The 14084-nt window shown below is 63.3% G+C and carries 13 protein-coding genes and 1 pseudogene; 5 read left to right on the top strand and 9 right to left on the bottom strand.

Features of this window, described 5'->3' with window-relative positions; genetic code table 11:
- Nucleotides 1-614: 614 nt before the first annotated feature.
- From NH448_RS01055 to rdgB, 4 genes and pseudogenes are all read right to left on the bottom strand, one after another.
- Nucleotides 615-764 (bottom strand): annotated as a pseudogene (locus NH448_RS01055) (OmpA family protein); the annotation flags it as partial.
- A gap of 51 nt (nucleotides 765-815) precedes the next feature.
- Nucleotides 816-1490 carry an OmpA family protein gene (locus NH448_RS01060; RefSeq protein ID WP_045992732.1) on the bottom strand — a complete coding sequence of 225 codons (675 nt, stop codon included), beginning with the start codon at nucleotides 1488-1490 and terminating at the stop codon, nucleotides 816-818.
- Between the two features lie 38 nt (nucleotides 1491-1528).
- The gene (gene hemW / locus NH448_RS01065) at nucleotides 1529-2698 is read right to left on the bottom strand and encodes a radical SAM family heme chaperone HemW (RefSeq protein ID WP_253028348.1); all 1170 of its coding nucleotides are present in this window, start codon (nucleotides 2696-2698) and stop codon (nucleotides 1529-1531) included.
- The gene (rdgB, locus tag NH448_RS01070) at nucleotides 2698-3309 is read right to left on the bottom strand and encodes an RdgB/HAM1 family non-canonical purine NTP pyrophosphatase (protein ID WP_045992730.1); all 612 of its coding nucleotides are present in this window, start codon (nucleotides 3307-3309) and stop codon (nucleotides 2698-2700) included. The genes hemW and rdgB overlap by 1 nt, the downstream gene beginning before the upstream one ends.
- Before the next feature lie 328 nt (nucleotides 3310-3637).
- Here rdgB and NH448_RS01075 point away from each other — a divergent pair, with 328 nt between their 5' ends.
- Nucleotides 3638-4309: a LuxR C-terminal-related transcriptional regulator gene (locus NH448_RS01075; protein ID WP_045992729.1), complete on the top strand. Its 672-nt coding sequence runs from the start codon at nucleotides 3638-3640 to the stop codon at nucleotides 4307-4309.
- Between the two features lie 160 nt (nucleotides 4310-4469).
- On the opposite strand, the gene NH448_RS01080 is transcribed toward NH448_RS01075, so the two are convergent.
- The 5 genes from NH448_RS01080 to NH448_RS01100 all read right to left on the bottom strand — a co-directional run bounded on the left by NH448_RS01080 (nucleotide 4470) and on the right by NH448_RS01100 (nucleotide 10426).
- Nucleotides 4470-5711, bottom strand: coding sequence for a bifunctional aminoglycoside phosphotransferase/ATP-binding protein (locus NH448_RS01080; RefSeq protein ID WP_045992728.1), 1242 nt, complete (start codon nucleotides 5709-5711; stop codon nucleotides 4470-4472).
- Nucleotides 5712-5723: 12 nt separating this feature from the next.
- Nucleotides 5724-7016, bottom strand: a complete 1293-nt coding sequence (gene hemL / locus NH448_RS01085) for a glutamate-1-semialdehyde 2,1-aminomutase (protein WP_045992727.1) — start codon at nucleotides 7014-7016, stop codon at nucleotides 5724-5726.
- Between the two features lie 174 nt (nucleotides 7017-7190).
- The gene (locus tag NH448_RS01090; protein ID WP_108131954.1) at nucleotides 7191-8003 is read right to left on the bottom strand and encodes a hydroxymethylpyrimidine/phosphomethylpyrimidine kinase; all 813 of its coding nucleotides are present in this window, start codon (nucleotides 8001-8003) and stop codon (nucleotides 7191-7193) included.
- 35 nt (nucleotides 8004-8038) lie between these two features.
- Complete coding sequence (gene hemJ, locus NH448_RS01095) at nucleotides 8039-8470, bottom strand: protoporphyrinogen oxidase HemJ (RefSeq protein ID WP_045992725.1); 432 nt, start codon at nucleotides 8468-8470, stop codon at nucleotides 8039-8041.
- Nucleotides 8471-8479: 9 nt separating this feature from the next.
- Nucleotides 8480-10426, bottom strand: coding sequence for a chloride channel protein (locus tag NH448_RS01100; protein ID WP_253028349.1), 1947 nt, complete (start codon nucleotides 10424-10426; stop codon nucleotides 8480-8482).
- Between the two features lie 263 nt (nucleotides 10427-10689).
- Here NH448_RS01100 and argC point away from each other — a divergent pair, with 263 nt between their 5' ends.
- The 4 genes from argC (at nucleotide 10690) to NH448_RS01120 (ending at nucleotide 14061) form a co-directional block, all read left to right on the top strand.
- On the top strand, nucleotides 10690-11724 hold the full coding sequence (gene argC / locus NH448_RS01105) for an N-acetyl-gamma-glutamyl-phosphate reductase (protein ID WP_108131955.1): 1035 nt from the start codon (nucleotides 10690-10692) through the stop codon (nucleotides 11722-11724).
- Between the two features lie 170 nt (nucleotides 11725-11894).
- Entirely contained in the window at nucleotides 11895-12248 is a 354-nt protein-coding gene (gene erpA, locus NH448_RS01110) for an iron-sulfur cluster insertion protein ErpA (protein ID WP_222516265.1), read from the top strand.
- A 221-nt stretch (nucleotides 12249-12469) separates the two neighbouring features.
- Nucleotides 12470-13225: a transporter substrate-binding domain-containing protein gene (locus NH448_RS01115; RefSeq protein WP_253028350.1), complete on the top strand. Its 756-nt coding sequence runs from the start codon at nucleotides 12470-12472 to the stop codon at nucleotides 13223-13225.
- A gap of 164 nt (nucleotides 13226-13389) precedes the next feature.
- Nucleotides 13390-14061 (top strand): amino acid ABC transporter permease, encoded by a 672-nt coding sequence (locus NH448_RS01120; protein ID WP_045992720.1) that lies wholly within the window; start codon nucleotides 13390-13392, stop codon nucleotides 14059-14061.
- Nucleotides 14062-14084: the final 23 nt, after the last annotated feature.

Below are 14084 nucleotides of genomic sequence, written 5' to 3' on the forward strand. Positions count from 1 at the left end.
TGGTCTGACCTGGTCGTGGGGCGAAAATCGTTCGCCGAGTCGATGGCGTTACGATAACAGCAAGTAGGGGTCTGCGTGCAGACGTATGGACTCATGACAGACATTGGGCTTTGTCCGGGTAGGTACGCTGTCCCCCCACGAACCCGAGCCGCTGAATATCATGGAGCCATCGCCAGTTATCGCTGTGACCAAGGTTGGGGCAGCAGCAGGGCTTGGGTGAGACCAGACCAGACCAGACCAGACCAGGAAAATTCTAGAGAGTCCTGGAGAGATCTAGGCGCTGTCCGAAAAGTCGACGAGCGAAGGTTAGACAAGGCAAAAATCGGTGAGAAAGCGCAGTTTACGGGGTGTAAATGAGCATTTTGATCCGATTTTTAACGCCGTATTACCGAGCGCAGGCACTTTTCAGACAAGCCCTAGCGGGTCCTGGAGAGACCGGGCAGGAATGAAGAGAAAGGCAGGTATCGAAAAGGCCCGCGCCTCTGTCGAGAGGTGCGGGCCTTGCCGTTGCAGTCGCTGCAACGTCGCGACTTCAGCTACGGGCTATCGACGCAAGCGAGAGAAACCCGCCGAGGGGCAGGCCTCCCTCATACAGGTCAGGCAGCCGAGTCGCCTTACCCCTGCTGGCCGGTCGGCGTCAGGGTAATCTCGACGCGACGGTTCTGGGCACGACCTTCTTCGGTGTTGTTGCTGGCGATCGGCTGGTTTTCACCGTAGCCGCTCACGTACAGACGACCGGAGGCAACACCCTGCCCCTGGAGAATAGAGAAGCCCGCCGAGGGGCAGGCCTCCCTCATACAGGCGGCCGAGTCGCCTTACCCCTGCTGGCCGGTCGGCGTCAGGGTAATCTCGACGCGACGGTTCTGGGCACGACCTTCTTCGGTGTTGTTGCTGGCGATCGGCTGGTTTTCACCGTAGCCGCTCACATACAGACGACCTGAGGCGACACCCTGCCCCTGGAGGTAGCTGCCCACCGACTGAGCACGACGCTCGGACAGACGCTGGTTGTAGCTGGCGTCGCCGGTAGAGTCGGTGTGGCCGGCGATATTGACGCGGGTTTCCGGATACTGGGTCAGCACGTTGGCCACGTCGTTGAGGGCGCTGGTGGCGCCGCCGGTCAGGTCGGCGGAGTCGAAGCCGAAGGTCACGCTACTCGGCATGTTGAGCACGATGTTGTCACCCTGGCGCTCCACGTCGATCCCGGTACCCTGCATGCTCTGACGCAGTTGTTCTTCCTGGCGATCCATATAGACACCGATGCCACCGCCCACGGCGGCGCCCGCAGCGGCACCAATCAAGGCACGGTCACGTTTGCTGGTGCTGCCGTCGCCACTGATGGCGCCGGCTGCGGCACCGACGGCGGCACCCACAGCGGCGCCAATGCCGGTGTTGTTGCGATCGGTCTGGCCAGTGTAAGGATCCGTTGTGGAGCAGCCAGCCAGAATCACGGCGGCTGCCAGCGGGGCGATCAGTCGAGTCTTGCTGCTCATGGCGTCAACGTCTCCTTCCATGTGGTACATCATCCCTTTCAGTCTTCGCTGAACAGGGTCAAAAGGTCGTTCAAGAATAATAGACCTTGCGCAGAAGCTTGAACCCTGGCGGCGTCTTGCACAATAAGTCCCTTTTCACGCGCCTTGTCGATCTTTGGCGACAACTCTGCCACAGAGCGTCCTGTGTGTGCACACCAGGTATCCAGCGATACCCCGTCGACCAGTCTCAGTGCGTTCATCGCGAATTCCAGCGCCACCTCGTCGGGCTTCACCCGTCGATGACCGGCCACGAAACCCCGTGGATCCTGATGTCGCCGCAGGTAAGCCTCGGGCTGGCGAGTCTTCCAGCGACGCTCGATGTGGAAGCCCGACTCGCCCGCCTGGCTGATCTTGCCGTGGGCACCGGCGCCGATCCCCAGATAGTCGCCGAAGCGCCAGTAGTTGAGGTTGTGACGCGCCCGACGCCCGGGCTTCGAGTAGGCCGATATCTCATAGCGTTGAAACCCTGCCGCCTCGAGACGCTCGTGGCCCAGGTCCTGGATATCCCACAGCACCTCTTCTTCCGGTAGCCGCGGTGGCTTGGCATGAAACTCGGTATTGGGCTCCAGCGTCAGCTGATACCAGGACAGGTGTTCCGGCGCCAGCGTGATGGCCCGCTCCAGGTCGGCAAGCGCGAGCTCCGGGGTCTGCCCCGGCAAGCCATGCATCAAGTCCAGATTGAGGTTGTCGAATCCGGCTCGGCGAGCCTCATCGAAGGCGCGCTCGGCGTCCTCGCCGCCATGGATACGACCCAGCGCCGAGAGCTGTGCGTCGTGAAAACTCTGAACGCCAAGCGACAGCCGGTTGATGCCGGCACGGCGATAGTCGGCAAAGCGGCCACGCTCCAGCGTCCCCGGGTTGGCTTCGAGGGTGATCTCGATATCCGAGGCGAAAGGCACCAGCTGGCTCGCCGTATCCAGCAATCGGCGATAGAAATCTCCAGACATCAGACTCGGCGTGCCGCCGCCGATGAAGATGCTGACCAGCTCGCGTCCGTCGGCAAGCCTGGCATCGCTGCGCAGGTCGTCGATCAACGCCGCCAGATAGGCCTCTTCGGGGAGTTCGGCGCCGCGCCCGACACCGTGGGAATTGAAGTCACAGTAGGGACACTTGCGCACGCACCAGGGCACATGGACATACAGCGCCAGCGGCGGAAGACGAGACACCATCACGAACTCGACCGACGCTCGAGTTCGAGCAGCAGCGCCGAGAGGGCGCGACCGCGATGACTCAGTCGGTTCTTCTCCGCCGCGCCGAGTTCAGCGGCGCTGGCGCCCTGATCCGGCAGCCAGAACAGTGGGTCATAGCCAAAGCCGCCCTCACCGCGCGGATGGGCCAGGATCTCGCCACGCCAGTCGGCCTGGACAATCAGTGGCACTGGATCCTCGGGATGCTCGAGCAGCACCAGCACGCACCAGTAGCTGGCACCACGACTCCCTTCGGGCACCTCGGCCATGGCCTCGAGCAACTTGTCGTTATTGCGACCGTCGTCCTTGGGTTCACCGGCAAAGCGGGCGGAATAGATACCGGGGCGACCATCGAGTGCATCCACGGCGAGCCCGGAGTCGTCGGCCAGCGCCGGCAGGCCGCTGATACGGCTGGCTTCCCTCGCCTTGAGCAGGGCATTTTCGACAAAGGTCAGTCCCGTTTCCTCGACCTCTGGAACGGCAAACTCCGACTGGGCGTGAACCTTGATGCCCAGTGGCGCCAGCAGCGCGCCCAGTTCCTTGAGCTTGCCGGCGTTTCCACTGGCCAGCACCAGTTCGGTAAGTTGACTCATGGTGTCGCTCTTGATGGGTAGTTCGATAGAAGACACGTCGGCACTATGCCGGCATGTTTGCCTATACTCTATCATGCGCGGTTTGAATGCCGTTTAAGCACAAAGTTGGAAAAAAGATTCAAAAAATACCGGGAAACTGTCCGAAAATTCGCTATTTTCTAGGACCAAGGTATGAAATATTTCGGTATAACCGTGTATCAAGCCTAACTTTACTATGCAGTAGTTACAGAACCTTACAAAATGAATGAAATAGGCCCATAATGGTCACCACTTACTAGTCATACCCATCCCTGTCAGCAGGCGTCTGCGGGTGCACGGAGACACGACGATGAGCAACAACACAGGACAGATAGTGCTGGTGACTGACCACAACCCTCAGTCACTGCTCTTCATCAACTATATCAAGGACCAATTCCACTGCCCTGTCTCCATCGCCGCCCCCGCCGACACCATCGAGATCGATGACAGTCAGCAGGTGCTGGTATTGATGGACGCCGACCACGTCGACGACGCCGCCATGCAGCATTGGCAGGACGTCAGTGCACGCCACAGCGGCCTGTTGCTCACCGCCTTCAACCTGCGTGACGAAGAGCATGCGCTGGAGGTGCTATCCTTCATGCATCTGCGAGGAGTCTTCTATCGTCAGGACAGCCTCGACAGTATCTGCAAGGGCATCGCCAAGCTGTTCGAGACCGACGATCTGTGGATGTCGCGCTCGCTGATGACTCGCCTGATCGAGTTTTCCCGCCGCCAGCAGCTCAATGCCTATCGACCGGCCTGTGGCCTGACCCAGCGCGAGATGGAGATCATCGGACTGCTGGGCTCCGGCGCCTCCAACATGGAAATTGCCGAACGCCTGTGCGTCAGCGAACACACCGTAAAGTCTCACCTGTACAACGTGTTCAAGAAGATTCGCGTCAGCAATCGCCTGCAGGCGGTCAACTGGGCACGCCAGAATCTCGGCGCACCTCCACCTCGACGCTCCACTGCGACACGCTAAGGCTCGACGACCGAGCCCCGGACCTACGGGGGCACGGATGCCTCTCGGCCGAAATCGAGCAACGGAATGAAGCGACTGCATCGACAACACAGGTGCAGCCAACAAGGACGCCGGCATCGCCGGCGTCCTTGTTGGTGGAGAAAGATACCTGGCTGGTCTCTCACAGCACGCGTATGTGCTCTTCGATCAGGCTGGCCAAGGTCTCCGCCGCGTTGTCGGCCGTGCTGTCCAGCCGCACCAGGTGCAGGCGTTCCTCGTCGGTGAAGTCTTCGAAGGCGTCCTGCTGTGCCGCCAGCACCGCCAGGCTCAACGATTCGTCCCGCTCATTGCGCACCGCGCGTTTGCTGATGCGACGTCTTAGCGTCTCGTCGTCGGCCTCGAAGCTTACCAGCAGCACCGGCAGTCCCCGGGCCTCGGCCTGCCAGCGCAACAGCTCGCGCTGCTTGCGCTCGAGGAAGGTGCCGTCGACACAGACCATGTAACCGGCGTCCAGCAGAATCCCGGCGCAGGCGGCCAGGCGCTGGTAGGTCTTGTCGGTGGCCTCGCGGGTATAGATATCCACAGGCAGATCGTCACTACCCTGTTGTGGATTGAATCCATGCAGCACCAGGCGCTGAACATCAGAGCTCAGTCGCACCGCCCCCTGGCGTCCCACCAGGGTACGGGTGAAGCGGCTCTTGCCGCTGCCCGACACCCCGACGCCGATCACCAGCGGCGGAAAGCGGAACTCCGCGTGGCGCTCCGCCAGGGTCAGGTAGCGGCGGAAACTGTTCATGGTCTCGGCCATCAGCGACGGACGCTCCTGGCCGCTCACCTGGCGACGCTGCAGCGCACGGCGCATGCCCGCCATGGACTCGATGACCTGCAACAGTGACAGGATCCGTGCCAGCTCGTAGTCGCCACTGCGACGTAGATAGCCATCCAGCGCCTGATGGGAGAGCGTCATCTCGCCACGCAGTTCGAGTTCCACCCTGAGACTCGCCAGGTCATGGCCGGGATCTGCCATCTCGGGATAGTCGAAGGGCTTGGGATCTTGGGCGGCACTCTGGGCGACTACCAGACGCCCGTTGTCACACAGACGTACATCGGAGTACTCCATGTACCAACGGCTGGGACGCAGGCGATCCTTGCGCACCTCGATGATCGGAGCGAGACGATCGAATTCCTGATCCAGCCACACCTTGAGGGCGTCCAGGCGCTCGACGTCCTCGTCCCCGGTCAGCAGGGATCGACAGGCCGAGAACTCGGCCTCGCTGCGGTGCTTGAGCACCGTCAGCGGTTCCGGCAAATCGCTCTCCGGCGGCAACGGCTCGGCGTGAAACTCGGCCAGCGCGTCCAGCAGTTCTTCCAGGGTAAATGGCTCCAGCGCGGTGTCCGGCGAAGCGGCGTCATTGCCAGTCATGGTCGGCTCCTGTCAGGCCTGGGTCGTCATCTGGGCGAAGGCTTTCTCGGCAGCGTCCAGGGTCACCTGGATATCCTCCGGCGTGTGTGCACTGGACATGAAGCCAGCCTCGTAGGCCGACGGCGCCAGGTAGACTCCCTGCTCGAGCATGGCGGTGAAGAAACGGCGGAAGGCATCGGCGTCACAGGCGGTGGCCTGGGCAAAGTTCTCGACGCTGCTCTGGGCGGTGAAGAATACCCCGAACATCCCTCCCACGCGCTGGGTGATCATGTCGATACCAGCCTCGCGTGCCCGGCTTTCAAGCCCGTTGCACAGGGTCTCGACACGCTGCGCCAGGGCCTTGTGAAAGCCCGGCTCTTTCAGCTTGGTCAGCAGTGCCACCCCCGCTGCCATGGCCAGCGGATTACCGGCCAGGGTGCCGGCCTGGTACACCGGTCCCAGCGGCGATAGTTCGCTCATGATCTCGCGGCTGCCACCGAAGGCACCCACCGGCATGCCGCCACCGACGATCTTGCCGAGACAGGTCAGATCCGGGGTCACGCCAAAGTGTGCCTGGGCGCCGCCCAGGGCGACACGGAAACCGGTCATCACCTCGTCGAAGATCAGCACACTCTGGTGGCGGTCACAGACCTGGCGCAGGGTCTTGAGGAAGTCGGCACTCGGCGGGATGCAGTTCATGTTGCCGGCCACCGGCTCGACGATGATGCAGGCGATCTGACTGCCGATCTCCTCGAAACAGCGCTCCACCTCGTCGATGTCATTGTAGGACAGCGTGATGGTATGTTCGGCCAGAGCGGCAGGCACCCCGGGAGAACTGGGCTCACCGTGAGTCAGCGCGCCGGACCCCGCCTTGACCAGCAGCGAATCGCTGTGGCCATGGTAGTTGCCCTCGAACTTGACGATCTTGTCCCGCCCGGTAAAACCACGGGCCAGGCGAATCGCCGACATGGTCGCCTCGGTGCCCGAGTTGGTCATGCGCACCATCTCGATGCTCGGGATGATCTCGCAGATCAGCTCCGCCATGGTGGTCTCGACCGCGGTCGGGGTGCCGAAGGACAGGCCCTTGTCGAGGCGCTCGCGCACCGCGCCCAGCACGTCGGGATCGGCATGGCCGGTGATCATCGGTCCCCAGGAGCCCACGTAGTCGACGTAGCGCTTTCCTTCGACATCGAAAAGGTAGGCGCCCTTTGCGCTCTCCATGAACACCGGCGGACGATGCAGCCCCTTGAACGCGCGCACCGGTGAGTTGACGCCACCGGGAATGTGCCGACAGGCCTGTTCGAAGAGCTCAGCGGATGTGGTCATGGCAACCTCTTTGCCCAAAAGTGAAATTCAATCATCGATGCCACAGACATCGATTCAGCGCGACACCGCCTGTGGATAACCCTGTGGAGGGCATGGGATAACCCGGTGAATTGGGCGCCAATACCTTCCAACAGGGGCTGATCGGGGTCTCTCATGCCGACTGCCGTGTCGCCATCATACCTTGACCTCGTCCGGCGAAAAGCGCGGCGTCGGCATTTTCCACAGCCGGCGAGGCAACGACTGCCCCTGGCCGGGCGTCCAGCCATGGGCCAGCGCCTGCCAGGCAAACACCTGAGCCTGCTCACAAGCCTGCACCAGACTTTCTCCCGCCGCCAGTCGCGTAGCCACGGCAGCGGCCAGGGTACAACCGGAACCATGAAAGGTCGCCGGCAAGCGGGGCCAGGTCCACTGACGATCGCTGTCCGGAGTATGCAGGGTATGGGCGACGCGCCCCTTGGCCGTCTGGCCCTCGGGATCATCGGTGCCGGTCACCAGCACCGCCTGGCAGCCCTGGTGCATCAGACTGACACAGCGCTCGGTATCATCCTGGTAGTCGAGCCCGGCCAGGCGTGCCAGTTCGCCGCGATTGGGGGTCAGGATATCGACCCTCGGCAGCAGACGCTCGAAGTAGGCGTCGATCAGCTCCTGGGTAGCAAGCGGTGATCCGCCCCCCGCCTTGAGCACCGGATCAGCAACCACCGGCACACCGGGCCGGCGCCGCACCACATCGACCACCGCGTCCAGCGCCTCGAGGTCGGCGATCAAACCGATCTTGATCGCCGCGATCGGCAGGCTCTCCAGCGCTGCGGCCGCCTGGCGAATGGTCGAGGCCGGCACCGGGTGAACCGCCTGGACGTCGACGAGGTCCTGTACCGTCAGTGCGGTAGGCACGGTCAGCGCCCAGCCTCCGCAGGCGGCCACGCTCTCGGCATCGGCCACCAGGCCGGCACCGCCGGTCGGGTCATGCCCGGCCAGCACCAGCACCATCGGCAGGTGGGGCGAAGTCGAAGGACTCAGGCTATTCAAAAGGGTTTCACCACGGCCAGGATCACGATAGCCACCAGTGCCAGCACCGGCAGTTCATTGAACACACGAAAGAAGGTGGCACTGCGACGGCAACGATCCTCGGCCAGCTGCTTCAGGTAGATCAGGCAGACATGGTGATAGGCCACCAGCGCCACCACCAGCGCCAGCTTGGCGTGCAGCCAGCCCTGGCTCATCAGGGCCGGGTTCAACCACACCAGCAGGGCCCCCAGCAGCAATACCGCCACCATCGAAGGTGTCATGATGCCGCGATAGAGCTTGCGTTCCATCACCATGAAGGTATCCATGCTGGCGTACTCGCCCTTGTCCCGGGCCATGGCGTGGTACACGTAGAGCCGTGGCAGATAGAACATGGCGGCGAACCAGGTCACGATCGACATCAGGTGAAAGGCTTTTATCCACAGATACATGGCGACTCCTCAGGCTGTGGATGGATCAGACAGGCGGTAGTACCGCTCGATGGCATCCCGGGTGATGATACCGGAAATTCGCTTCTGCTTCGGTCGATAGCCGTGTTCCACGTAGAGTCCATCCACCTTGCTTTCGTTCAGCACGTTCAGCGCCTCGGTCAGGGTCGCCTGCAGGTGGATGGCCACCAGGTCCAGTCGCTGGCCGGGGATTTCCAGCAGGTCCAGCAACTCCTCCTTGTCTTCATCGGGGCTGGCCGCCGCTGGTGACACCGGCGGTGGCGAGCGATCGACGTTCTTGCCCGCGATGACATCCGCCTGGCCACCGGGGGCGCCCCCCTTGTCCATCAACACGTCCATGGCGGCATTGTCGTCGCTGGCTTCGCGTTGATCTTCCGGCGCCGACTTGTGTTCCTGTTTCTCCCGCTGTCCCTGCTGCTGCTCCTGCTGCTCGAGCAGATAACGCGCCAGGTCGGCCGCCTTCAGCGCCAGGGTCGGCTTGTCGTCGGTGGAACGTTCGATGATGATCCACACCGGTTTGGCCTCGAGCAATGCCCGAGCCTGGGTCTCCGAGATCCGTCGCCTGGTGCGCACCAGGCTGCGCTCCATCACCGCCGGCACCGACACCCGCGACAACGCCTGCATCAACGGTTGCTGAAGGGGGTGCAGACCATGGCGCTTGACGCTGATAAAGAAGCCGTCACAGCGACACAGCTGGCGCGCGGTCAGGCAGGACACCACCACCGCCAGCATGCCCGGCAACAGAATATGCGGCATATGGGTCAGTTCGAGCAGCGCCATCAGCGCCGCCAGCGGCGCCTGCAATACCGCCCCCATCATCGCCGCCATGCCGATCATCGCGAATAGCCCAGGGTCTGCGGCCTTGTCCGGCCACATCCAGCCCCCGGCAATGCCGAACAGCGCCCCGGCAGCCGCGCCCACCACCAGCACCGGGCCGATGATGCTCACCGGCACCCCGCAGCCTACCGCGAAGGCAGTCAGCAGCAGCTTGCCCAGCACCAGCGCCATCAGAATATCCAGCGTCAGGCGATTGAACAGCGCATCGGACAGGCTGTCGTAGCCGATGCCCTGGACCTGGGGGTAGCACCAGGCCAGTAGCGCCGCCAGGGCACCGACCAGTGCCAGGCGCCACCACAGCGGCAGACTGGCGATGCGCTCCGAGCGCGAGACATGGATGAACAGACCCGCCAGCAGACCGATACCGAAGGCCATGGCGGCGATCCAGTAGATATTGAACAGCGAGCCCATGGACAGATCGGGAACCGCGAAGGCAGGGTCGGCGCCATAGACCAACTGGGAGACCAGGGCTCCCATGCAGGCCGCCAGGATGACCGGCATGAAGCCAACGATGGTGTATTCCATCATCACCACCTCCATGGCGAAGATCACCCCGGCGATGGGCGTATTGAAGGAGGCGGCGATGCCTGCCGCGGTGCCGCAGGCCACCAGCACCCGCAGGCTATTGTGGGGCAGGCGCAGCAATTGACCCAGGCCACTGGAGGCGGCGGCGCCCAGGTGGATCGCCGGACCCTCGCGCCCGGCGGACAGCCCCCCGACCACCGACACCACCCCCACCCACCACTGGTTCAACCAGTTGCGCAGCGGAAAGCGGCCCTGGTGATAGGTCAGGCGTTCGATCACATGGCTGACGCCGATCTTGCGGGCAGCCAGTGGCTGACGCCACAGCAGCACACCAATCACCGTCACCGCGATGATCGGCAGCACCATGCGCAGGCCGGTAGACAACTGCTCGAAGGCTTCGGGATCGTCGTAGGGCATCACCAGCATGGCGCCGACCATCAACGCCAGCCGGAAGACCACCATCAGACTGCCGGTGATCAGCCCCGTCACCACCCCCAGCACGCACAGTTGCGGCAGGGCGTCGACGCTCGCCAGCTGGCGACGGAAGGCATCAAGACTGAGATCGGGCAGGCGCATGGAGGTGTGGGTCGCTTCCTTGAGAGCGAAGGGTCGAGTCCCTGACGCAAGATGAAAGGCAGGCTTACCTTAGGTGACTATCTCTTGTGTATCATAGAACGTGACTTGGCACCCAGGCCGCCGTCATCGTCGTCTCTCGGAACCCCCATCGCCTGGCCCGAGAATCTCCAGGCAGGCCTGTGGCCAGGCCATTCGGCTCGCCTTGCGGGCGGCCACATTTCCATGGCAATGCGCTGAAACAGCAAAGTGCAAAGGAGCGTTACGTGATCAAGGTTGGAATCGTCGGCGGCACCGGTTACACCGGCGTCGAACTGCTCAGGCTGCTGGCGCGCCACCCCGAGGTGGAGGTGGACGCGATCACCTCACGAAGCGAAGCCGGCCTCGGCGTGGCCGAACTCTATCCCAACCTGCGAGGTCACTACGACGAGCTGCGCTTTTCCGAGCCTGACCCGGAGCGCCTGGCGCGCTGCGATGCGGTGTTCTTCGCCACCCCCCACGGCGTCGCCCACGCGCTGGCCGGCGACCTGCTGGAGCGAGGCACCCGGGTGATCGATCTGTCAGCCGACTTCCGGCTGCGCGACGCCGGCGTCTGGGCCGACTGGTACGGCCAGCCTCACGGCGCCCCGGGTCTGCTCGAGGAAGCCGTCTACGGCCTGCCCGAGGTCAGCCGCGATCAGATTCGCCAGGCCCGCCTGATCGCCGTCCCCGGCTGCTATCCCACCGCGGTGCAGCTTGGCTTTCTGCCGCTGCTGGAAGCCGGGCTGATCGACGCCGACCACCTGATCGCCGACTGCAAGTCCGGCGTCACCGGTGCCGGCCGTGGCGCCAAGGTGCCCTCGCTGCTGGCCGAGGCCAGTGAATCGATGAAGGCCTACGGCGCCTCCGGCCATCGCCACCTGCCGGAAATTCGCCAGGGGCTCGGCGACGCCGCCGGGGGTGAGGTCGGGCTGACCTTCGTGCCCCACCTGACGCCGATGATCCGCGGCATCCATGCCACCCTGTACGGGCGCCTGACCGGCGAGCCCGGTGATCTCCAGCGCCTGTTCGAAGACCGCTTCGCCAACGAGCCCTTCGTCGACGTGATGCCCGCCGGCAGCCACCCCGAGACCCGTAGCGTCAAGGGCGCCAACCTTTGCCGCATCGCCGTACATCGCCCCGGCAACAGCGACACCGTGGTGGTGCTGGCCGTCATCGACAACCTGGTCAAGGGCGCCTCCGGCCAGGCCATCCACGCCCTCAATCTGATGTTCGGCTTCGACGAGACGGCCGGTCTCGACGCCCCGGCGATGATGCCCTGAGGCCCATCCCCCCGCTTGCTGCGGGGGGATGTCGACGTAAACAGGCACCTTACCTCCGAGGAAAAGTTGACCCTTTTACTCTGGCTTGGGGATAATGACCGATGCGGTCGACGTCGGCTGATCGGCGACATCGACCGCTTTGACCCTGTTTCTCGACCCCGGGAGCTCTCATGAGCGGTGCCGAATCCTTTGTCCCCACCCCGCTACTGCTGTCCGACAACGCCCAGCGCCGACTCAAGGCACTGATGGCCGAAGACGGCGCCAGCAACATCGCCCTGCGCGTCTATGTCACGGGAGGCGGCTGCTCGGGATTTCAGTACGGCTTCGACGTGGCCGACGGCGTCAACGACGACGACACCGAGATTCCCTTCGGCGATGTCTCGCTGGTGGTCGACCCGCTGTCCTACCAGTACCTGGTCGGCTCCACCATCGACTATGAAGAAGGCCTGGCCGGCGCGCGCTTTCTGGTGCAGAACCCCAACGCCACCACCACCTGTGGTTGCGGCGCCTCCTTTATGGTGTAGCGACCTTGCTGCGCGTCAGCCGACGCGACAGCAACACGCCTCTCCAGACAGCGCTTGATGCAGCCCTTGATGTCACCCTCGACGCAGCCTCCCGGCTGCGTCTTGCGTTGTGTCGTGGCGCCGCCAGCGTTGGCCCAGCGGATTCTCCCCCAACTTGACCCCTTCCCCGCAACTCGCCATGGTAGTTGAGGATTTCACAATAACGTCAACTGGGGAAAAACATGAAAACCGCCCTTACTTCTGCCGCTCTTACCTCCGCCCTGCTCACCTTCGGTGTCATCGGCAGCGCCCAGGCCGAGACCCTGAACGTGGCCACCGACCCGAGCTTCGTGCCGTTCGAGATGATGGACCAGGAATCCGGCGAAATGGTCGGCTTCGACATGGACATCATTGCCGAGCTGGCCGAGCGTGCCGGTTTCGAATACGAACTGCGCACCATGGACTTCAACGGCATCATTCCCGCCGTCCAGACCGGTAACGTCGACATCGCCATCGCCGGTATCACCATCACCGACGAACGTGCCGAGATCGTCGACTTCTCCGACCCCTACTACGACAGCGGTCTGAAGATCCTGGTCAACGCCGACGAAGAAGACGTCAGCGAGATCGATGACCTGTCCGGTATGCGTATCGGCACCAAGATCGGCTCCACCAGCTATGACTTCCTCCAGGAAAACCTGGGCGAGGACGCCGAGATCACCCCCTATCCGGGCACCAGCGACATGTACATGGCCCTGCTCGGTGGCAGCGTCGATGCCGCCTTCTACGACGCCCCCAACGTCGGCTACTTCTCCCAGACCCGTGGCGAAGGCAAGGTCAAGGTCGTTGGTCCGCTGTACGAAGGCCAGCAGTACGGCATCGTCTTCGTCAAGGGCAGCGAGTGGGTAGAGCCGGTCAACGAGGCCCTGGCGGCGATGAAGGAAGACGGCACCTACGACGAGATCCACGCCAAGTGGTTTGGTTCCACCAGCGAGTGATCGCAGTCCATAGCGACCTGGGCAACCGACCTGGGATTCATGGGGGCCGGTACACGACCGGCCCCCTTGGTGTTACCCGGACGTCACCCCGAGGCACTGTCTCGACCCCGGCATCAAGGCCTCTCGCCTTGTCCTGATTTCACGTGCATGACGGAGACCCACTCGTGGACGTCAACTTCCAATTCGACTGGTCGGCGGCGCTGTCCTCCATCCCCCAGCTGCTGACCGGCATCCCCTATACCCTGCTGATTTCCTTCGGCGGTCTGGCCATCGGCTTTGTCATCGGCATCATCTTCGGCCTGTTGCGCATTTCCCCGAGCGCCTGGCTGCGTGTTCCCGCCGTGGCCTACATCGAAATCTTCCGCGGCACCCCGGTACTGGTACAGGTGCTGTTCATCTTCTATGGCCTGCCGAGCATCCTTGGTGGCCCCATCGACGCGGTCACCGCAGGTATCGCTGCCATCGCCGTCAACTCCGGCGCCTACATCTCGGAGATCGTTCGCGGTGGTGTGCAGTCCATCGAGCGCGGCCAGCGCGAGGCCGGCCTGTCGCTGGGCCTGTCCCGCCGCCAGACCTTCCGCTACATCATCTGGCCCCAGTCCTTCCGCCGCATGATCCCGGCGCTGGGCAACCAGGCCATCATCAGCATCAAGGACACCTCGCTGTTCGCCGTCATCGGCGTGGGCGAGCTGGTGCGCCAGGGCCAGATCTACATCGCCACCACCTTCACCGCCCTGGAGGTCTATCTGATGGTGGCGCTGCTCTATCTTGCCATCACCCTTTCCTTGTCCTTCGCCCTGCGCATGCTCGAGCGCAAGGGCCTGGTGGGCCAGTGAGGTGCAACATCCCATGGAAAATT

Origin of the sequence: Halomonas sp. OfavH-34-E, assembly GCF_024124525.1 — a bacterium.
In the GTDB taxonomy this organism is placed as follows: Bacteria; Pseudomonadota; Gammaproteobacteria; order Pseudomonadales; family Halomonadaceae; genus Halomonas; species Halomonas litopenaei.